This window comes from Anaerovibrio lipolyticus, assembly GCF_021531495.1.
Classification (GTDB): Bacteria; Bacillota; Negativicutes; order Selenomonadales; family Selenomonadaceae; genus Anaerovibrio.
This window is the reverse complement of record NZ_JADYTY010000002.1, coordinates 1-18,645: the sequence shown is the minus strand read 5'-3', so window position 1 is coordinate 18,645 and position 18,645 is coordinate 1. Positions and strand designations below refer to the sequence as shown.

21 protein-coding genes are annotated in these 18,645 nt (G+C 43.2%); 20 read left to right on the top strand and 1 reads right to left on the bottom strand.

Features of this window, described 5'->3' with window-relative positions:
• Positions 1-96: 96 nt before the first annotated feature.
• From I6E26_RS01655 to I6E26_RS01570, 18 genes are all read left to right on the top strand, one after another.
• Positions 97-876, top strand: a complete 780-nt coding sequence (locus tag I6E26_RS01655) for a Cof-type HAD-IIB family hydrolase (RefSeq protein WP_235320097.1) — start codon at positions 97-99, stop codon at positions 874-876.
• Between the two features lie 59 nt (positions 877-935).
• Positions 936-2,159, top strand: coding sequence for a hypothetical protein (locus tag I6E26_RS01650; protein ID WP_235320096.1), 1,224 nt, complete (start codon positions 936-938; stop codon positions 2,157-2,159).
• A 28-nt stretch (positions 2,160-2,187) separates the two neighbouring features.
• Positions 2,188-2,874 carry an FAD-dependent thymidylate synthase gene (gene thyX, locus I6E26_RS01645; RefSeq protein WP_235320210.1) on the top strand — a complete coding sequence of 229 codons (687 nt, stop codon included), beginning with the start codon at positions 2,188-2,190 and terminating at the stop codon, positions 2,872-2,874.
• Positions 2,875-3,005: 131 nt separating this feature from the next.
• Positions 3,006-4,214, top strand: coding sequence for a Fic family protein (locus I6E26_RS01640; RefSeq protein WP_235320095.1), 1,209 nt, complete (start codon positions 3,006-3,008; stop codon positions 4,212-4,214).
• A gap of 92 nt (positions 4,215-4,306) precedes the next feature.
• Positions 4,307-5,203 (top strand): 23S rRNA (guanosine(2251)-2'-O)-methyltransferase RlmB, encoded by an 897-nt coding sequence (gene rlmB, locus I6E26_RS01635; protein ID WP_419179896.1) that lies wholly within the window; start codon positions 4,307-4,309, stop codon positions 5,201-5,203.
• A gap of 34 nt (positions 5,204-5,237) precedes the next feature.
• Complete coding sequence (locus tag I6E26_RS01630; RefSeq protein ID WP_235320094.1) at positions 5,238-5,768, top strand: NYN domain-containing protein; 531 nt, start codon at positions 5,238-5,240, stop codon at positions 5,766-5,768.
• A gap of 123 nt (positions 5,769-5,891) precedes the next feature.
• Positions 5,892-6,635: an RNA polymerase sporulation sigma factor SigH gene (gene sigH, locus I6E26_RS01625; protein ID WP_235320093.1), complete on the top strand. Its 744-nt coding sequence runs from the start codon at positions 5,892-5,894 to the stop codon at positions 6,633-6,635.
• 214 nt (positions 6,636-6,849) lie between these two features.
• Positions 6,850-7,203 carry an NADH-quinone oxidoreductase subunit A gene (locus I6E26_RS01620; protein WP_235320092.1) on the top strand — a complete coding sequence of 118 codons (354 nt, stop codon included), beginning with the start codon at positions 6,850-6,852 and terminating at the stop codon, positions 7,201-7,203.
• A complete protein-coding gene (locus I6E26_RS01615) occupies positions 7,194-7,760 on the top strand; it encodes an NADH-quinone oxidoreductase subunit B (protein ID WP_235320091.1) in 567 nt (188 codons plus the stop codon). The genes I6E26_RS01620 and I6E26_RS01615 overlap by 10 nt, the downstream gene beginning before the upstream one ends.
• A 1-nt stretch (position 7,761) precedes the next feature.
• Positions 7,762-8,262 (top strand): NADH-quinone oxidoreductase subunit C, encoded by a 501-nt coding sequence (locus I6E26_RS01610; RefSeq protein WP_235320090.1) that lies wholly within the window; start codon positions 7,762-7,764, stop codon positions 8,260-8,262.
• A complete protein-coding gene (locus I6E26_RS01605) occupies positions 8,235-9,332 on the top strand; it encodes an NADH-quinone oxidoreductase subunit D (RefSeq protein WP_235320089.1) in 1,098 nt (365 codons plus the stop codon). Before I6E26_RS01610 ends, I6E26_RS01605 begins: the two co-directional genes overlap by 28 nt.
• Before the next feature lie 21 nt (positions 9,333-9,353).
• Positions 9,354-10,394 carry an NADH-quinone oxidoreductase subunit NuoH gene (gene nuoH / locus I6E26_RS01600; protein WP_419179895.1) on the top strand — a complete coding sequence of 347 codons (1,041 nt, stop codon included), beginning with the start codon at positions 9,354-9,356 and terminating at the stop codon, positions 10,392-10,394.
• A gap of 15 nt (positions 10,395-10,409) precedes the next feature.
• On the top strand, positions 10,410-10,817 hold the full coding sequence (locus I6E26_RS01595; protein ID WP_235320088.1) for a NuoI/complex I 23 kDa subunit family protein: 408 nt from the start codon (positions 10,410-10,412) through the stop codon (positions 10,815-10,817).
• Entirely contained in the window at positions 10,810-11,316 is a 507-nt protein-coding gene (locus I6E26_RS01590; protein WP_235320087.1) for an NADH-quinone oxidoreductase subunit J family protein, read from the top strand. Before I6E26_RS01595 ends, I6E26_RS01590 begins: the two co-directional genes overlap by 8 nt.
• Entirely contained in the window at positions 11,313-11,624 is a 312-nt protein-coding gene (gene nuoK / locus I6E26_RS01585; RefSeq protein ID WP_235320086.1) for an NADH-quinone oxidoreductase subunit NuoK, read from the top strand. The genes I6E26_RS01590 and nuoK overlap by 4 nt, the downstream gene beginning before the upstream one ends.
• A gap of 11 nt (positions 11,625-11,635) precedes the next feature.
• Positions 11,636-13,546, top strand: a complete 1,911-nt coding sequence (gene nuoL / locus I6E26_RS01580) for an NADH-quinone oxidoreductase subunit L (RefSeq protein WP_235320085.1) — start codon at positions 11,636-11,638, stop codon at positions 13,544-13,546.
• A complete protein-coding gene (locus I6E26_RS01575) occupies positions 13,546-15,078 on the top strand; it encodes a complex I subunit 4 family protein (RefSeq protein WP_235320084.1) in 1,533 nt (510 codons plus the stop codon). Before nuoL ends, I6E26_RS01575 begins: the two co-directional genes overlap by 1 nt.
• A complete protein-coding gene (locus I6E26_RS01570; protein ID WP_235320083.1) occupies positions 15,078-16,538 on the top strand; it encodes an NADH-quinone oxidoreductase subunit N in 1,461 nt (486 codons plus the stop codon). Before I6E26_RS01575 ends, I6E26_RS01570 begins: the two co-directional genes overlap by 1 nt.
• A gap of 90 nt (positions 16,539-16,628) precedes the next feature.
• Here I6E26_RS01570 and I6E26_RS01565 read toward each other — a convergent pair whose 3' ends face one another.
• Entirely contained in the window at positions 16,629-16,796 is a 168-nt protein-coding gene (locus I6E26_RS01565) for a YvrJ family protein (protein ID WP_235320082.1), read from the bottom strand.
• 391 nt (positions 16,797-17,187) lie between these two features.
• Here I6E26_RS01565 and I6E26_RS01560 point away from each other — a divergent pair, with 391 nt between their 5' ends.
• On the top strand, positions 17,188-18,165 hold the full coding sequence (locus tag I6E26_RS01560; protein WP_235320081.1) for an Rpn family recombination-promoting nuclease/putative transposase: 978 nt from the start codon (positions 17,188-17,190) through the stop codon (positions 18,163-18,165).
• Positions 18,166-18,357: 192 nt separating this feature from the next.
• Positions 18,358-18,567 carry a hypothetical protein gene (locus I6E26_RS01555; protein WP_235320080.1) on the top strand — a complete coding sequence of 70 codons (210 nt, stop codon included), beginning with the start codon at positions 18,358-18,360 and terminating at the stop codon, positions 18,565-18,567.
• Positions 18,568-18,645: the final 78 nt, after the last annotated feature.

Below are 18,645 nucleotides of genomic sequence, written 5' to 3'. Positions count from 1 at the left end.
TTTCGTGAATAAAATATCTTTCTATAGTATAATTAGATGATTAGTATAATTGGATAATTTAATTAAATGATTCTCACAATAGAAAGCAGGTGCTATATGGAACAAATAAAGATTGTGTTTTTTGATGTAGACGGAACTTTGATAGATTATAAGGCTGATGGAATGTCTGCTAAGACTGTAGAGATGTTGAAGGGATTGCAGGCTAAGGGGATTAAGGTATGTATTGCCTCTGGGCGGGCACCAATGCAGATGCCTCAGGTAGATGGTGTAACCTTTGATGTTTATCTTACATATAGTGGCTCTTATTGCTATACCGGTGCTGGGGAAATCCTTTTCAACAATCCTCTTCACAAGCAGGATGTATTGCAGATAGCCAAGAACAGTCAGGAAATAAATCGGCCTATGGTAGTTGCCACTGTAGATAGAATGGCAGCCAACTGGGTAGATGAGGACTTGCATGAATATTATATTATGGGCGGTATAGATTTGAAGCCAGCGCCAGATTTTCAGCAGGTATTACAGGATGATGTGTATCAGATTATGGCAGCGGGACGGGTGCCAGAGCGTCCTAATATGATTAAAAATACAGAAAATGCGAAAATTGCGGCTTGGTGGGATAGAGCCTTTGATATTGTGCCGGCTGATGGAGGCAAAGGCCGTGGGGTAACTAAGGTACTGGAATATTTCGGCTTGAAAACATCAGAAGCTATGGCCTTTGGCGATGGCAACAATGATTTGGAAATGTTCCAGGCTCTTGATTACTGTGTAGCAATGGGCAACGGCTCTGAGGATTTGAAAAAAATCGCCTGGGCAACCTGTGGCAACTGTGATGATGATGGCATTTATCATTTCTGCAAGGAAAATAAGTTGATTTGATTTTGTTAAGCAATCGGTAAATACATTCCAAGGGGCATTACCAAAGGCAGGTGAATATAATGGGAAATAAAGATTTAGCAGGTACATATATTTTACAAAACAAAGATATTACGCTATTGAAATTTGACTTAATGCGAGAAAAAATTCAGGTAGGTGGCTTGGAGGCTTATGATTATTCCTTGCAAATAAAATATATGAATCAGGAAAAACAAGCCCTGTTGCCCTATTCTCTACAGCAGGATAGCTCTCCAGAAAATTTGCTGCAATGGATAGGCAAGCGTAAGGCACCGAAAAATAGGCAGTTTGTGGATAAGCTAATGCAAACCATAGGGGATGATGAAAATCCCTTGGCCTATGTGGATATTTCCCATGCCCTGTCTCTTAATGATGCTTTGTGGATTACCAATGCTGCTTATCCTATAGCTTGGCAGGATTTTAATCTATATCACCATTCCTTTAATGAGGTTTTGGCCTATGTGGCATTTACTGGCTACAGTGAGAAGATAAGCGGTGTGGTTACCTCGCCAGAATATACCTCCAGCGGGGCGTTGAAAAAATGCTGGTCAAATCGTTTAGACGGTATTTATCTCATTAAGGGTGATGATTTTATTAAATATACCGATGGTCGCTCTCAGGCCACTATGGAGTATTATGCAGTCCAGGTGGCAGAGGTGATGGGATTTGAGCATATACCCTATGATTTGGAGATGTTTCATCATCGCAATGGGGAAAAAGAAATAGTTTGTAAATGCAAGCTGTTTACCAGTGAGGATGTGGGCTATACTGTGGCCTATGATTTTTTCCGAGCTAAGGGCTTGGCGATGAAAAGAGCAAATTTAGCTAATATTTTAGTACAGGATAAAATGGCAGAAATATATGGTCGGGAAAAATATGGGGATTTAATGATTTACGATGCCTTGATTTGCAATAAGGATAGGCATCTGGGAAATTTTGGCTATTTAACAGATAATAATACAGGGGCTTATTTACGGCCTGCCCCTATATTTGATAATGGATTTTCCTTGTTATATGGAGCTGCCAAAAATGATATGGAAAACTTAGAGGCATATATATCCAGTTTATCAGGAAAATATATGAATTTTGATACAGCGGTAAAGTTGTTTATAAGGCCGGATCATATACCAGGTATTAGAAAATTACTAAATTTCCAATTTCGCAAGCATCCTAAATATAATGTAGCAAATGCTACGCTGGAAAAAATGTCTCAATTTATCCAGCTTCGGGCTAGGAAAATATTGAGCCTATATAGAGAGAAAGAATAAAATGTTGTTTAGGGGAGGTTATTTTTTGATAAAGGTTAAATTATTGGAGCATACGCCACAGCCGGAGCGAGTGGTGGCTATGGCAGCTAGATTGTGCTATTCTGCTTCTGGGGCAGAGGAGCTGGCTGAGAAAATGAGTGATGAGCAGGTTGCCAAGCTGGTAGCCAAGATTGTGCAGATGGGCCATGCTTCTACTATGGAGCATGTTACCTTTACCTTTGGTATTGAGGGAGTATCCAGAGTGCTGACCCATCAGCTGGTAAGACATCGTTTGGCTTCCTATAGCCAGCAGTCCCAGCGCTATGTGGCGGAGCATGATTTTGAATATATCCTGCCTCCAACAATCGAAGAAAAGCCAGAGGCCAAGGCTAAATTTGAGGCCTTGATGGACAATATTCGCAGTACTTATGATGAATTGGCTGAGATGGGCGTTCCTCGGGAGGATGCCCGTTATGTATTAGCCAATGCTACAGAAACCAAGATTGTAGTTACCATGAACGCTCGCTCTTTGATGCATTTCTTTAATCTGCGGTGCTGTAATCGTGCCCAGTGGGAGATTCGGGAGCTGGCTTACAAGATGCTGGAACAGGCCAAGGAGGCAGCCCCTCTGCTGTTTAAGAATGCCGGTGCATCCTGTGTTGCTACTGGCCATTGTCCAGAGGGAGCCATGACCTGTGGCAAATTTGCTGAGATGATAAAAATGCGTACAGAATAATGTCGTATTTTTGAAGCATGGATTGCTTGCAAATTATCTTGTCAAAAAAAGCGATTTTTGACAAGATACATGAACATCTTATCAAAAAAGGCGATTTTTGATAAGATGTGTTTAGCTAGGGCGGTGATATTGTGCAATACCAAAAGTTGCAAAATATATATTACAAAGATGAAAAAATATATTTGCAGGAATATGAGCAACGTTTTCAGGCATTATTTACTAAGCATTTTGATTTTGAAATAAAGCAGTTTAATCATAGATACGCTTACACTGCTTTTTTATGCTATACAGAAGAATTAGTTGTTTTGTTGGAAAAAATATATGCAGAGAATCAGAAGCTATTGGTATTGCTTAATAAGACTCCTGATGTTGTACTGAAGCAGTTCTGTCTGCTCTGTATTATTGATGAGGTGAAAGCCAGCAATGATATAGAAGGAAATCACAGTACAAGGCGCGAATTGCGTGAGGCTATGGAAAACATAAGCAATAAAAATCGTTTTGTAAGCACCATGAATAAGTATAAAATGCTGTTGTCTGAAAACGAGATAAATTTTGAAAATGCTAAAGCAGTAAGGGCATTTTATGATGAATTTGCTCACAAAGAGGTTATAGAAGATAACCCATCTAATGAACTTGATGGAGAAATTTTTCGGCGTAACCCCGTGGATATTGATTCAGGTACAGGCAAGACAATTCATAGAGGCATGTATCCAGAAGAAAAGGTTATAGGATATATGGAAACTGCTTTGGAAGTATTCAATGCTCATGATATTCCTGTGCTGATAAAAAATGCAATATTTCATTATATGTTTGCCTATATTCATCCGTTTTATGATGGCAATGGACGCACAGCTAGGTTTATGGCTTCTTATGGATTGTCTAAAAATCTGCATTATACGGTATGTCTAAGACTATCAGTAGCTGTAAAGAAAAATACAAAGAAGTATTATAAGATGTTTGCCAATGCTGATGCAGAATTAAATCGAGGAGATTTAACACCCTTTGTTATTGAATTTTTAGAATTTGTATATCAGGCGGTTATAGATACACAGAGATTGTTGGAACGCAAGCTAAAGCAATTTGTTGCCAATGTCAAAGTCTTGGAAGATATAACTGATGATGATATAACTTCCAAGATGTATGTGCTTTTATTTCAAGCCAGTATTTTATATGGTCAGGGCTTGACTGTTGCCCAGCTTGAAAAACAACTGGGCAAAAGCAGAAATACCATTATGGCTAGGTTTAGCAAAATACCCAAGGAACATATTATTGTAAATACTGTAAAAAAGACAAATTATTACAAGCTTAATTTGTTGCTTTTACGGCAACAGAAAAGCTAGGTTACATTAGCTACTATGTTATCTTCATGGCTGAATGATGTATTAAATAAAAAATACATAAATATTATATTGTGAAGAGGGATACAAAAATTATGGATGATAGAAAAAAGAAGGATAAGAGGTCTATAGCTGAAAACGAGCACAAGGGGAGTAAGCTGGAGTATATGGCCAAGAAAAATCGCCCTCAGAAGGATAGGCGTACTGGGGGGAAGGTGGCAAAATCTGCCCCTTTGGATGTGGTGGAACTGCCAGAGGATATGGTGGCTGGGCGGAATGCTGTTATGGAAGCCTTGAAGGGCAGCCGCAGTGTCAACAAGCTGATGATTGCCAACGGCAGCACCGAAGGCTCTATTAAGGAAATTATTGCTGTAGCCAAGGAAAAGGGTGTCAATATACACTATTGGGACCGCAGCAAGCTGGATAGTATTGCCAGAGGTATTCGCCATCAGGGTGTACTGGCTCAGGTAGCTCCAGTACAGTATGCAGAGCTGGAGGATATTTTGCAGGTGGCCAAGGATAGAAATGAGCCTCCGTTTATTGTCCTTTTGGATGAGCTGGAGGATCCCCACAATCTTGGCGCTATTCTGCGTACAGCAGATGCAGCCGGTGTGCATGGGGTGTTTATTCCCAAGCACAGAAGCTGTCCACTTTCCGCTACGGTAGCCAAAACCTCTGCCGGAGCTGTGGAGCACGTGCCAGTAGCCAGAGTTGGCAATCTGGTGCAGACCATCAAAAAGTTGAAGCAGGAGGGCCTATGGGTGGCTGCTGCGGATATGGATGGCAAGGATTATTATGACACCGATTTAACTGGCCCACTGCTTTTGATTATTGGCAGTGAGGGACAAGGGGTAGGCCGTCTGGTAAAGGAACAGTGCGATTTTGTTGTTCGTATCCCTATGGTAGGCAAAATAAATTCCCTGAATGCCTCTGTGGCAGGCTCCATTTTAATGTATGAGGCTATGAAACAGCGCCGTAAGGCTATGAATTAATATTTGGCAGAGATGTAAGGAAAAGGGGATTTGTATGAGAAAAAAGCCAAGGGAGCATTATATAGTAGATGGCTACAATGTTATCAATCTCTGGCCTGAGCTTACAGCTCTGCGCAATGATTTGTCAGAGGCCAGGGACAAGCTGGTGCATATGCTGGCAGAATATGGAGCCTACGAGAAGTACGATATGACCGTGGTTTTCGATGCTTTATTTACGGCAGACGATGAACGTGTGGAGCAGGTAAACAAGCATTTAGAGGTAGTTTACACTGGCAAGGGAGAAACAGCGGATAGCTATATTGAGCGACTGGCCTATGATTCTGTGCGCATGGGGCGCGAGGTTCATGTAGTTACCTCAGATGGAGCAGAGCAAGCTGTGATTTTGGGGGCAGGAGCCTATCGCCATCCTTCTGGGGAATTTCATCGCATGGTGAAAAGAGCCAAAAAAGAAATCAAGGACAAGTATTTGGGCAAGGTGGTTTTGCCCATCTCCAGAAATGAAATCGGTTCCCGTATAGATGCAGAAACTCTGGCCAAATTGGATGCTCTGCGGAAATCAAAATAAGCAAAAAGCTCCTCTAGGTGGTGTGATGACTTGACTCACACTGCCTAAGGGCGGTATAATCAGATTTGAATCAATCGTCAGGGCATTGTCCCGGCAACTCATGATATATGGAGGAAATGGCGGATGGAGAATGGCCTGATCAGCGAGGAAGCAGCAGAGAAGCTCTTTGGTGGACTCACTGATGAAGAAATAATTGCACAAATCAAGGATAATGAAGACGATATCGCCATGTATTATCTGATAAGTAAATATAGAAAATTTGTCAGAGCCAAGGCTAGATCTTATTTTCTCATTGGGGCAGACAAAGAGGATATTATTCAGGAAGGCATGATTGGCCTGTACAAGGCGATTCGTGATTTTCGCTTGGATAAGACAGCATCCTTTCATGCCTTTGCGGAACTGTGTGTTAATAGACAGATTATTACAGCTATTAAGACTGCTACCCGTCAGAAGCATATACCTCTTAATTCCTATGTGTCCTTGAACAAGCCTATATACGATGAGGACTCAGACAGAACCCTGCTGGATGTTTTATCCGGTATCCAGGTAGCAGATCCAGAGGAACTGATTATCAGCCAGGAGGAGTTCGTTGTCATTGAAGGCAAGGTATTGGAGATTCTCAGCGATTTGGAATGGAAGGTTCTCATGTATTATCTGGATGGCAAATCCTATCAGGAAATAGCCAAGGATTTGCATCGTCATATTAAATCCATTGACAATGCCCTGCAAAGGGTAAAGAGAAAGCTGGAAAAGTATATGGAGTCTACAGATAATGAAGTTGACATTACAACCATATATAAAGGCCTTGCCAGTATGAAGCGCAAGGAAAGCGGTATGTTCGGCCTACATGGGCCGGAAGATTCATAGAGTATTATTGACAGGAGTGGTAATTTTGTTACTGCTCCTGTTTTATAATTGCTCTTTTTCAAAAGTATTATAAATATTCATGTGATTTAGTACATTTTACCATAAATTAAAAGTATTTTAAAATAATGTCAGTCAATAGTATAATACATAAGTGCAAGTGTCCATATTATAGGTATTAAATAAATTTCTTATATGATTTTAGGGAGGGAATATTATGGATGGTTATGTAGCATTGGGTATCATGTTTGTTTTAGCCTTTGCCTTTCCAGTTTTTCCGCTGATTGTGGCACCAATTTTGCAGCCAAGACAGCCTACTGCTGAAAAGCAGATACCCTATGAGTGTGGTGTGGACACCATTGGCAAAACCAAGGTTAGATTTCATATAGGGTATTTTATGTATGCCTTGGTATTTTTGCTTTTTGATGTGGAAACAGTATTTTTATACCCTTGGGCAGTAAAATACGGCCAGCTAGGCTTATTTGCCCTGTGTGAAATGCTGGTATTTGTAGGTATTCTGACTATTGGTCTGTGGTATGCCTGGAAGAAGGGAGCCTTGTCATGGAAATAGTAGATCTTGTGCCTCCTGAGCTGAAAAACAACGTAATTGTAACCAGCGTGGATGCTTTATTTAAATGGGGACGAGCCAATTCCATCTGGCCATTATCCTCTGGCTTGGCCTGCTGCTCTATTGAGATGATGTGCGCGGCGGCCTCCAGATTTGATTTGGCAAGATTTGGCTATGAGGTTTTCCGCTCCTGTCCTAGACAGTCTGATTTGCTCATTGTAGCTGGTACTTTGACCTGGAAAATGACGCCTCCTTTGATTCGTCTTTACGAGGAAATGCCAAACCCGAAATATGTTATTGCTATGGGAAATTGCAATATTGGGGGCGGCCCCTTTGCAGATTCCTATTCAGTGGTAACGGGATTGGATCAGATTATGCCGGTGGATGTATATCTGCCAGGCTGTCCTCCTAGACCAGAGGCCTTAATTGATGCCATGCTGAAGCTGAAGAAGCGTATTCAGCATCCAGAGACAGCGGCAGGCTCTGAGGAAAGAATGAATATGAGCAGGGAGAATCTGGAAAATATGATTCGTCCTATAGCCCCTGGGAAGGTGGAATAATATGGGAAGCTATTTGGAGATAAAATATCTGGAGGAGCTGCAGCAGCAGTATGCCAGTGTTGAATTTGATAGTGAGCAGCCTGAGCCTCATATTTATGTAGGTACTGAGGATTTGCTGGCTCTTATGAAAGAGCTGCAGGAAAATCCTATTTGGGCCTTTGACCGTATGGCCAATATTACCTCTGTAGATTACAAGGAATATATTGAGATGGTCTATATGCTGTATTCCAGACGGTTTGACAAATGGGTTACAGTAAAATGCAAATTGGATAGAGAAAAGCCAGTGGTAGAGTCCATGACTCAGGTATGGCCTGGTACAGAGTTTGAGGAGCGGGAAATCTTTGATTTGATGGGAGTGGAATTCCTGCATCATCCAGATTTGCGCCGGATTCTCATGCCAGAGGATTATACGGCTTATCCGTTGAGAAAGGATTTTGTGCCTTTGCAGCCAAAGATTGAAGGGGGAGTGCTGAAATGGCTACAACCGAAAAGTTTGTCCTAAATATGGGCCCTCAGCATCCTAGTACCCACGGTGTACTCCAGGTACAGGTGGAGCTGGATGGAGAGAATATTGTAGGAGCCAAGCCTGTTATGGGCTATCTTCATAGAGGTATTGAAAAGCTGATGGAGTCCCGTACCTATCAGCAGTGTGTGCCTTTTACCGACAGACTGGATTATGTATCCTCCATGAACAACAATCTGGGCTTCTGTATGGCTGTGGAAAAGCTGGCAGGTATTGAGGTACCAGAGAGGGCACAGTACATTCGCACAATCTGCTGTGAGCTGAATCGTATTGCCAGCCATCATGTATTTATCGGTTCTTTAACCAATGATTTAGGCTCTGCTACCGGTATGATTTATGCTTTCCGTGATAGAGAAAAGATTCTGGATTTGTTCAATATTATTTGCGGTGCCCGTATGACCTGTCATTATATTCGCATTGGCGGTGTAATTGCAGATGCTCAGGATGAATTTTTGCAAAAAACTGAGGAATTTATCAATTATGTACCGGAAATGCTGGATGAGTACGATAGATTGTTTACGGGCAATGAGATTTTCCAGAAGCGTATGCAGGGGACTTCCATTATTAGCAAGGAGGATGCCCTGCGTTTTGGCATGTCTGGCCCCAATATAAGAGCCAGCGGCTGGGATTACGATATTCGCAAAATTGACAAATATGGTATTTATGGCAAGCTGGATTTTGATATTCCAGTAGGCAAAACTGGAGATAACTGGGATAGATATATCATTCGCCTTCAGGAGATTGTGGAAAGTGCCAAGATTATCCGTCAGTGTCTGGATAATATGCCAGAGGGACCTTTTATGGCCAAGGTGCCCAAGATGTTGAAGCCACCAAAGGGTGATGCTTATCATCGGGTGGAGAATACCCGGGGTGAGCTGGGCTTCTATATTGTCAGTGATGGCACCAACAAGCCCTATAGAGTTCATATTCGTCGTCCATCCTTCATTAATTTGCAGGCTTTGGACCATATGTGCAAGGGCATGGTGCTGGCTGATGCGGTTACGGCCTTTGCTACGATTGACCCGTTAATGGGTGAGGTTGACTGTTGATTTTGATAGGCAGGTGGAAAAATGCATAACGGAATATTATACCTTGCAGGCCAAAGCCTCAAGGAGCTGATGCTGCCTATTATTGGCAGCGAGCTAATAGTAAATCTGATTATGACACTGATTTGTATCGGCATCCTGTTTATGCTGGTGGCAGTTTCTGCCCTGGTATTTACGCTGGGTGAGCGAAAGGTTTGTGCCTGGATTCAGGTGCGTATCGGGCCAAATAGGGTTGGCCCCTGGGGATTGCTGCAGTCTACAGCGGATATGCTGAAGCTTTTGACCAAGGAGGATATTATTCCTCATGGGGTTGATAGATGGATGTGGGTTTTATCCCCAATCCTGATTTTTATTCCAGCAGCTATGGTTTATGCCCTATATCCCTTTGATGATGGAGTTATTTTTGCAGATGTAAATATTGGACTGTTTTTACTGATTGCTATTTCCTCTCAGTCGGTACTGCCCTTCCTGATGGGTGGTTATGCCTCTAATAGCAAATATGCTATGCTGGGCGGTATGCGTACTGTAGCACAGATGCTTTCCTATGAGGTGCCTATGGTTATTGCTCTCATGGGTATTGTGATGATTACCGGCTCCTTGAAGATGAGTGCCATTGTAGAGGCTCAGAGCAATATCTGGTTCATCTTCCTGCAGCCTATAGCCTTTTTGATTTTTATGGTAACCTGTTTGGTGGAGAGCAATCGTCCTCCATTTAATATGGTAGAGGGTGAGTCAGAGATTATTGCCGGACCTTTTACAGAGTATACTGGTATGCGCTGGGCCTTGTTCTTCCTGGCAGAGTTTGCCAATCTATTGTCCATTGGTATTCTTACAGCTACCCTGTTTCTGGGGGGATGGCAGGGGCCAGATTTCCTGCCAGGTCAGCTGTGGTTCTGGATTAAGGCCTTTTTGATGGTCTTGATTTATCAGTGGATTGGCTGGACCTTCCCTAGAACCAGAATGGATACTATTTTGAGCTTTGGCTGGAAGGTGCTGCTGCCATTGGCCTTGGTAAATCTTTTACTGACAGGCTTTGGCATTTATATCTTTAAATGGTTGTTATGATAGGAGGCTTCAAATATGTGGGGCAAAGGACTTGTAACAGGATTGAAGGTTACCTGGGGCCACTTTTTTGGCAAAAAGGAAACCGTCTATTATCCTGAGGAAAAGCTGCCAATGACTGAACGCTTCCGGGGCGGTCATTTGATGCTGGATGTGGAAAAATGCATAGGCTGCAAGGTTTGTGCTATGAACTGTCCCAATGCAGCTCTAAAGCTGACAGTGGAGATGGACGAAAACAAAAAGCGTCATATGACTTCCTATGTTCATGATATTGGCCGTTGTATGTATTGTGATTTGTGCATTGAAGCATGTAATTTCAAGGCTCTGAAATGGGATCAAAATTATGAATCTGCTACTTATTTCAAGGAAGATTTGATTTATGATGCAGTAGAGGAAGCAAAGAACAGGAGGGATGGCAATGAGTGAATTAGCTAGCCTTGTTGTATTTTGCCTTCTGGCTGTGGTTATTCTAGGAACAGCTCTAGGGGTTGTGCTTAGCAATAATCTGGTACATAGTGCTCTTTTGATGACGGCCTGCTTTATCGGGGTAGGTATTATGTACATCACTTTGGAAGCAGATTTCTTGGGGGCAGTAGAGTTTATGACCTACTCTGGCGGTGTGGCTGTCCTGATTGTTATGGGTGTTATGCTGACTCACAAGGGGGAGGGTGTACCTTCCAATCCCTTTAATGGTCGAAAGATATGGGCTGCTGCCTTGTCTGGCACCTTTATAGCCGTTATGGGCCTGGTATCTACCTTTGTTACCAGTTCCAGCCAGGGAGGCTTTGTTTCGGAGGATACAGTAGGGGATTTGGCAGATATGATGCTGAACAGCTATATCCTGCCCTTTGAAATTGCTGCTGTTTTGCTTTTGGCTGCTTTGCTGGGAGCTATTATATTGGCGAAGGGAGATGAGGAGTCATGAGCATTGGTTTAACCCACTATCTGCTTTTGGCTGCTATGCTATTTGCCATTGGCATGTTTGGAGTGCTTTCCAAGCGAAATATTATTGCTGTTTTGATGGGCATTGAGCTGATGCTGAATGCTGTGAATATTAATCTGGTGGCCTTTAACAGGTTTATGCCTGTTCACGATTTAACAGGCCAGCTAATGGCTCTTTTTGCCATTGTGGTTGGTGTAGCCGAGGTGGCTATAGGTATTGCCTTGGCCTTTAGGATTTATCGTGACAGGAATACCATTAATGTTGATGAGCTGAATCGGATGAAGGGATAGGAGGAGCTTGAATGTTTAATGAATTTGCCCTTGAACACGCTTGGCTGATTCCCTTGCTGCCAGCAATCTCCTTTGTGATTATCGGCATGGTAACCCGTTCCTATGGCAAGCTGTCTGCTGCTATTGCTGTAAGCATGAGCACTATCAGCTTTTTGCTGGCGGTAGGGGTAACCTTGGCTGTAGTGGCTGGCAATATTACAGTTGATGCGCCATTTGTCCAGAAGCTTTCCTGGTTCCATATTGGCAGTGTCAACATCTCCATGGGTGTTCTTATTGATCCACTTACGGCTATGATGCTGATGGTGGTTACTACTGTATCCATGCTGGTGCAGATTTATTCCTGTGGTTATATGGAGGGAGATCCTGGCTATGGCCGTTTCTTTGCCTTCCTTTCCCTGTTTGCTGGTTCTATGCTGGGCCTGGTGCTGGCTGTAAACTTCCTGCAGATGTATTTCTTCTGGGAGCTGGTGGGTTTGTGCTCCTACCTTTTGATTGGCTTCTACTATTACAAGATTTCTGCTAGAGAAGCAGCCAAAAAGGCCTTTATGACTACCCGCGTAGGTGACTTTGGCCTGCTTTTGGGCATTCTGCTTTTGCAGCTGACCTTTGGCACCTTGGACTTTATGGAACTGCAGCAGCTGGTGCCTATATATGTTATGCATGGTGGCGCAGGTTTTCTGACCATCATTGCCCTGCTGTTGTTCGTAGGCCCTATTGGCAAATCCGGCCAGTTCCCTCTCCATGTGTGGCTGCCAGATGCTATGGAGGGACCAACTCCGGTATCTGCTTTGATTCACGCAGCTACCATGGTTGTAGCTGGTGTTTATCTGGTAGGCAGAGCCTTCTTTCTCTTTAGCCAGCTGCCTGCTGTTATGACGGTAATTGCCTGGTTAGGTGGTTTTACAGCTATTTTTGCCGCCAGCATTGCCATTACTCAGCGGCCTATTAAGAGAATTTTGGCATATTCCACCATTAGCCAGCTGGGCTATATGATGCTGGCCTTAGGGGTAGGCTCTCTTACCTCGTCCTTTTTCCATTTGATGACTCATGCCTTTTTCAAGGCTATGCTGTTCCTTAGTGCTGGTGCTGTTATGCATGCTATGGCAGAGGAGGCAGATATTTTTAAGATGGGCGGTCTGAGGAAGAAGATGCCTGTAACCTTTGCAGCTATGACCATTGGCGTATTGGCTATTTCTGGTATTCCGCCTTTTGCTGGTTTCTTTTCCAAGGATGAGATTCTGGCAGCAGCGGCTCAGGTAAGTCCAGCCTTGTATATTCTGGCAACCATTACAGCCTTTATGACAGCCTTCTATATGGCTCGTCTGCTGTTTGTGGCCTTTATGGGACAGCCAGCCAATCAGGAGGCCTATGATCATGCCCATGAGGTGGGCTGGTTTATGCGGGTGCCGTTGATTGTGCTGTCTGTACTGTCTGTAGTTAGTGGTATCTGGGCTCACATGGCAGGCTTTGATGATTGGGTGCGCTTCGGTGTACCAGCTCATGAGGGCATGAATCTGATGATTGCTGGTACTTCCACCCTGTTGGCAGTAATTGCTCTTGCCTTGGCTTGGAAGGTTTATGTGGCCAAAAGCTGGAATGCAGATGCCCTTGCTGAAAAATGGGGTGTGCTGTATCAGCTCAGCTTCCACAAATTCTATATTGATGAAATCTATGCAGCCTTGATAAAATTCTTTGTGGATGGTATTGCCAAGGTACTGTATTGGATTGATGTACATATTGTGGATGGCATTGTCAATGCTCTTGGCGGCTTGGTACGGGCTGTTAGTGAGATGCTTAGTCCGGCAGAAAATGGCCAGGTTCAGAGCTATGCCGGTGTATATCTCTTTGGTGTGATTGTTTTGCTGGCTTATGGAGTATATTATGCTTCTAAGCTGATGGCTATGCTGGGAGGTGCTTTCTGATGGAGAACTTTCCATTGTTGACAACGGTTCTGCTGGCACCTATTTCAGCTGCTTTATTGCTTTGCTTTGTATCTGCTCAGGCAAAGGAATCTGTGCGGGTAATCTGTGCAGCAGCTATGACTGTGGCTCTGGTGCTGACAGTTTATGCATTCTTTAGCTATGATATGTCGGTTGGGGGAATGCAGTTTACGGAGGATGTACCTTGGATAAAGGATTTGGGGGTACATTATGCTCTGGGAGTTGATGGTATTTCCCTGCCTATGCTGCTTTTGACAGATTTGATAGGCTTGGCAGCTGTGTTTAGCTCCTGGAGTATTACGGAGCGCCCCAAGGAGTTCTATATTCTCCTGATGATTCTCATTGCTGGTGTAACTGGTACCTTTATTGCCAGGGATTTGTTTATCTTCCTGCTGTGCTATGAGGTTGTGGTTATTCCTATTTATATCATGGTTATTATTTGGGGTTCCACCAAGCGGGTTAGCAAGGAATATGCTGGTATGAAGCTGACCATTTATCTGTTGATGGGTTCTGCCTTTATGCTGGTTGGCGTGGTGGCTTTGTACTTGCAGGCCTTTCCACCAGAGATGCGTACCTTTGATATGCAGGCCTTGGCGGCTGCAGCTCAGGCTGGACATTTCAGCGAGGAGTTTCAGATTTTTGCCTTCCTGCTGCTCTTGATAGGCTTTGGCTCTCTGCTGTCCATGTTCCCATTCCATAGCTGGTCTCCAGATGGTTATGCTGGTGCGCCAACAGCGGTTTCTATGATTCACGCTGGTGTATTGAAAAAAATCGGTGGCTATGGCTTGATTCGTCTGGGACTGTTGGTATTGCCTTTGGGAGCAAAATTCTGGGCGCCTTTGATTGCGGGGCTGGCTATTATTAATGTTATGTATGCAGCCTATATTGCTTTGGCTCAGCATGATTTGAAGTATGTTATTGGTTATTCCTCAGTGTCCCATATGGGCTATGTGCTGTTGGGCTTTGCTGCTCTTAATGTGGTATCTGTCAGCGGTGCTGTGGCCAATATGGTGGCTCATGGTGTTATGAGTGCTTTGTTCTTTGCCATGATTGGCTATGTTTATGAAAGAACACATTTAAGAAGCGTTCACGAGCTGCGGGGCTTGGCCCATCAGATGCCAAGGGTAGCTGCTGGCTTTATGCTGGCAGGTATGGCCTCTCTGGGCTTGCCTGGCCTGATTGGCTTTATGCCAGAGTTTACGATCTTTGTTGGCTCCTTTGGGGTATATCCGGTTTTTGCGGTAATTGCTATTTCTGGCATTATCTTTACCGCCCTTTATACCCTGAGAATGTTGGCCAAAATTCTCTTTGGCCCAAGGGATCAGCGCTTTGATTACTTCCAGGATGCCAAGGGTGTGGCTATGATGCCTTTGATTATCCTAGGTGTGGCCCTGGTGGGCTTTGGTATATTCCCACAGCTTTTGATGGGGATGGTAGGCTCTGGCACAGAACAGCTGGTGCCGCTGTTGGATCAGCTTTCTGATGCATCAGCCATGTTAGGAGGTGTCAGATAATGAATTTTGCGGTGATTAGTACAGAAATATTTATTCTTTGTCTGGGCCTTTTTGCCATTGTCATGGATTTGGTCCTGCCAGCTAAGGAATCCCACAAATCTATTGGAGCTGTGTTGATTTTTGCCCTGACAGGCTGGTTCCTCTATATGTTTACCCTGTATCAGGGGCCTTTGAATCCTATGGAGCCAGAAGCCATGGCTGTTATTGCTGACAAATTTTTTTATCAGGGCATGTATTTTGTGGATAATTATGCACTGTTTTTCAAGCAGATGTTTATTTTGGCCACAGTATTTACCATGCTGTTTGCCAGTGATTATGTTCAGTCTGTGCTGCGGTACAAGGGTGAGTTTTATGCTCTGCTGTTAATGGCACTGCTGGGGATGTGTGTGCTGGCTTCTGCTACGGATTTCCTTACCATGTTTATTGGTCTGGAGCTGATGACCATTTCCTTCTACATTCTGACAGGTGCCAGAATGAGCTCCAAGGATTCCAGCGAGGCGGCAGTAAAGTATTTGATTATTGGCTCTGTATCCACAGCTACTATGCTTTATGGTATTAGTCTGGTTTATGGCGCTACTGGCAGTATTCAGTTCTTTGAGGTGTGCCGTAATCCTCATTTGTTCTTCCCATTGGGGATTGCCGGGATTACCATGGTCCTGATTGGCTTCTTCTTTAAGCTATCCATTATACCCTTCCATATGTGGGCGCCGGATGTTTATCAGGGGGCACCAACTCCCATTACGGCTATGCTGGCTATGGGCTCCAAGGCAGCAGGTATTGCCGCCTTTATGCGGGCACTGTATGTGGCATTCCCCATGCTGGGAATGTACTGGCTGCCTTTGCTGGCTGTGCTTTGTGCTATCTGCATGATTTTTGGCAATATTATGGCTATGAAGCAGAAGGATGTTAAGCGTATGCTGGCTTATTCCTCCATTGCTCAGGCAGGATACATGATGGTGGGGATTATTGCTGCAGATACAGCCGGCATGAAGGCTACCATGTTCTATGCTGTCTTATATGTATTTGCCAATGTAGGCGCATTTGCGGTGCTGGCAGTGGTGGAGGCTCAGAAGGGCAGTACCACCCATCGGATGATGAATGGCCTGGCCCAGTCTGCACCTGTGCTGGCAGCGGTAATGACTATTTCCCTGCTATCTATGGCAGGCATACCGCCAACAGCAGGCTTTGCTGGCAAGCTGTATCTCTTTACAGCGGTTGTAGACCAGGGATATTTGTGGCTGGCCTTTGTAGGCTTCGTAATGTCCATGATTTCCGTATATTATTATTTGCTGGTAGCCAAGGCTATGTATCTAGGCAAATGGGATGGCAGCAAGCTGAATATCTCCGGCACTACCAGAGCCGCAGTTGTACTCAGTGTCCTGGCCACTATCCTTATAGGTGTATGGCCAGAAAAGCTGGCAGAGCTAACCAATCTAGCTGCAAATACCTTTTTGCATTAAGGAAATTGGCATACTTTCTAGTGTACTACTCTAGAAAGTACAAAAATAGGCAATAGATTTTGTTATGAATCTATTGCCTATTTCTTTTATTTATGGCTGGACTGTGGCTGTATAGTATCCCTTTCGCAGTTCCACAATCAGGTCGTCTAATCTGGTGGAGAATCGCTCTAGGGTGGTCTGGAGATTTACCAGCAGATAGCAGGACACGGCAATGGGGAAGCCTATGGTTGAGATAGCTTTGAGAAGTGTATCGTCCATATGACTCCTCTTCTGTAGGAGGTTTGGGTATTTCTTCTATCTTATTCTTAGGCGACTAGGAGGACTTGGGGCACAAGGGCTGAGAGGCTGTAGGTGTTCCGTGTTGCATTCCGTCAGCAGGAACACCCTCATACTGGGGAATCTCATCATCAGCATAAATTACTTCGTCATTTTGGGAGTTATTGTAGGTTCCGACTTCATACAGTGGACAAAATAAAAATGCTAATGATTTTTCTCGCTGTTCGATTGTATGTTTTTTGTAAATATGATAGAATATACCTACAAACATAATTTCTGAAAGAGGTGAGAAATATCAAGACTGGTATTGGATTGACTGTATGTTTGGAAAATGATATAATTATTGTAATGTAAGTATAAGGAAGTGGTGAATTTGGTTGATACTCCTACAGCACTTGCTTCGGACATTGAAAAGGAAAATCTTTTCATTCAATATGACAAGAGCATCAAAAAGGTGTTGGCGAATAAGCCTATATTGGCACGGGTTCTCAAATTCACGGTTCACGAGCTGTCTAGGCTATCGTTGCAGCAAATAGAAAGCTGTATTGACGGCAACAGTGTTATGCTTGGTCAGACCTTTGTAGATCCTGGGCTGACTAATCCAAAGATTGTTAATAAGCAGTTGGAGGATGATATTTCTGGCGAGGGACGTATTGTATATGATTTGCGTTTTGAAGTAAATTTGCCCGATGGTGAAAATACCAAGATTATTATCAATATTGAAGCTCAGCGTAAAAGCAATCCTGGTTATAGTATTGTCAATCGAGGCATATTTTATATTGCTAGACTGCTTTCGGCACAATTAAACACTGAATTTACCAATAATGGTTCCGATTCAGCGCAATATGACAATATGAAAAAGGTCTATAGTATTTGGATATGCATGGACTGTCCAGAAGACAAAAAGGACTCTATTGTATCATATTCTCTAAAACCAGAAATTCTTTATCAAGGTAGTAATCATCTCAATGTTGATTATACCTATGACTATGTAGGCGTGGTTGTTGTCCATCTCAGCGGAAATCCTGAGTGCAGTCATAATCAGCTTATTGGTATGCTGGATACATTGCTAAGCAAGATGGATGTAAAAGCCAAGAAACAAAAATTACAGGAAGAATTTCAGCTTCCTATGACTGTGGAAATCGATCAGGAGGTGAGCGATATGTGTAATTTAAGTTTAGGTCTGTGGGAAGAAGCCGTAACTAAAGGCAGACTTGAAGGAGAGCGCAGAGGCAGACTTGGGAATTTAAGAGATATGATTTTAGATGGTTTTACAACCATAGATAAATTGCGTGCAACAGGTCGCTATACTCCAGATGAACTGGATTTTGTTGCTAAAAGTCTTAAGTAATAAGGGATAATTTGCATACAACAGAAAAAATTACGAAGATAATAATATTTCGTAGCAGGGAGCATACTATGTCTAAAAGGCAAGTATGCTCCTTTTGGTATGTCTAAATTTCGATTTGCTGCTGTCGAAAATTACTAAAAAATACCCGAATTGCAATAATAAGTTGAATTAGATAGAGAGAAACAAGCAAAGATGGATGAAAAAGATCGTATGGCTTGCATTGCGGCTGGTTCTGCACTTGTGCTTGCTACTACCGCTGAAAAAAATGATGTAGAATTAACACCAACATATATTGCTAACGCTTCTAAAAGCAGGTTAATGTCAGCTGATAACATTTTGAAAATGGCACATAAATTTAAGGATAATAACATTGAGATAGGGTGTGTCAAGAACTTTGTGTAAAAAAGTTTAGTAGATTACATCATAGTGCTTCATGAGTTTCGCCATACGTTCATCTGCCAGGAGTTGGTTTCGAATCAT

Coding starts and splice junctions, on each gene's coding strand:
- I6E26_RS01555 (WP_235320080.1), top strand. CDS start 18,358: ATGGATGAAAAAGATCGTATGGCTTGCATTGCGGCTGGTTCTGCACTT.
- I6E26_RS01575 (WP_235320084.1), top strand. CDS start 13,546: ATGGAGAACTTTCCATTGTTGACAACGGTTCTGCTGGCACCTATTTCA.
- I6E26_RS01650 (WP_235320096.1), top strand. CDS start 936: ATGGGAAATAAAGATTTAGCAGGTACATATATTTTACAAAACAAAGAT.
- I6E26_RS01615 (WP_235320091.1), top strand. CDS start 7,194: ATGGAAATAGTAGATCTTGTGCCTCCTGAGCTGAAAAACAACGTAATT.
- I6E26_RS01610 (WP_235320090.1), top strand. CDS start 7,762: ATGGGAAGCTATTTGGAGATAAAATATCTGGAGGAGCTGCAGCAGCAG.
- I6E26_RS01590 (WP_235320087.1), top strand. CDS start 10,810: ATGAGTGAATTAGCTAGCCTTGTTGTATTTTGCCTTCTGGCTGTGGTT.
- I6E26_RS01570 (WP_235320083.1), top strand. CDS start 15,078: ATGAATTTTGCGGTGATTAGTACAGAAATATTTATTCTTTGTCTGGGC.
- I6E26_RS01630 (WP_235320094.1), top strand. CDS start 5,238: ATGAGAAAAAAGCCAAGGGAGCATTATATAGTAGATGGCTACAATGTT.
- nuoH (WP_419179895.1), top strand. CDS start 9,354: ATGCATAACGGAATATTATACCTTGCAGGCCAAAGCCTCAAGGAGCTG.
- I6E26_RS01620 (WP_235320092.1), top strand. CDS start 6,850: ATGGATGGTTATGTAGCATTGGGTATCATGTTTGTTTTAGCCTTTGCC.
- I6E26_RS01565 (WP_235320082.1), bottom strand. CDS start 16,796: ATGGACGATACACTTCTCAAAGCTATCTCAACCATAGGCTTCCCCATT.
- sigH (WP_235320093.1), top strand. CDS start 5,892: ATGGAGAATGGCCTGATCAGCGAGGAAGCAGCAGAGAAGCTCTTTGGT.
- nuoL (WP_235320085.1), top strand. CDS start 11,636: ATGTTTAATGAATTTGCCCTTGAACACGCTTGGCTGATTCCCTTGCTG.
- rlmB (WP_419179896.1), top strand. CDS start 4,307: ATGGATGATAGAAAAAAGAAGGATAAGAGGTCTATAGCTGAAAACGAG.
- I6E26_RS01655 (WP_235320097.1), top strand. CDS start 97: ATGGAACAAATAAAGATTGTGTTTTTTGATGTAGACGGAACTTTGATA.
- nuoK (WP_235320086.1), top strand. CDS start 11,313: ATGAGCATTGGTTTAACCCACTATCTGCTTTTGGCTGCTATGCTATTT.
- I6E26_RS01605 (WP_235320089.1), top strand. CDS start 8,235: ATGGCTACAACCGAAAAGTTTGTCCTAAATATGGGCCCTCAGCATCCT.
- I6E26_RS01595 (WP_235320088.1), top strand. CDS start 10,410: ATGTGGGGCAAAGGACTTGTAACAGGATTGAAGGTTACCTGGGGCCAC.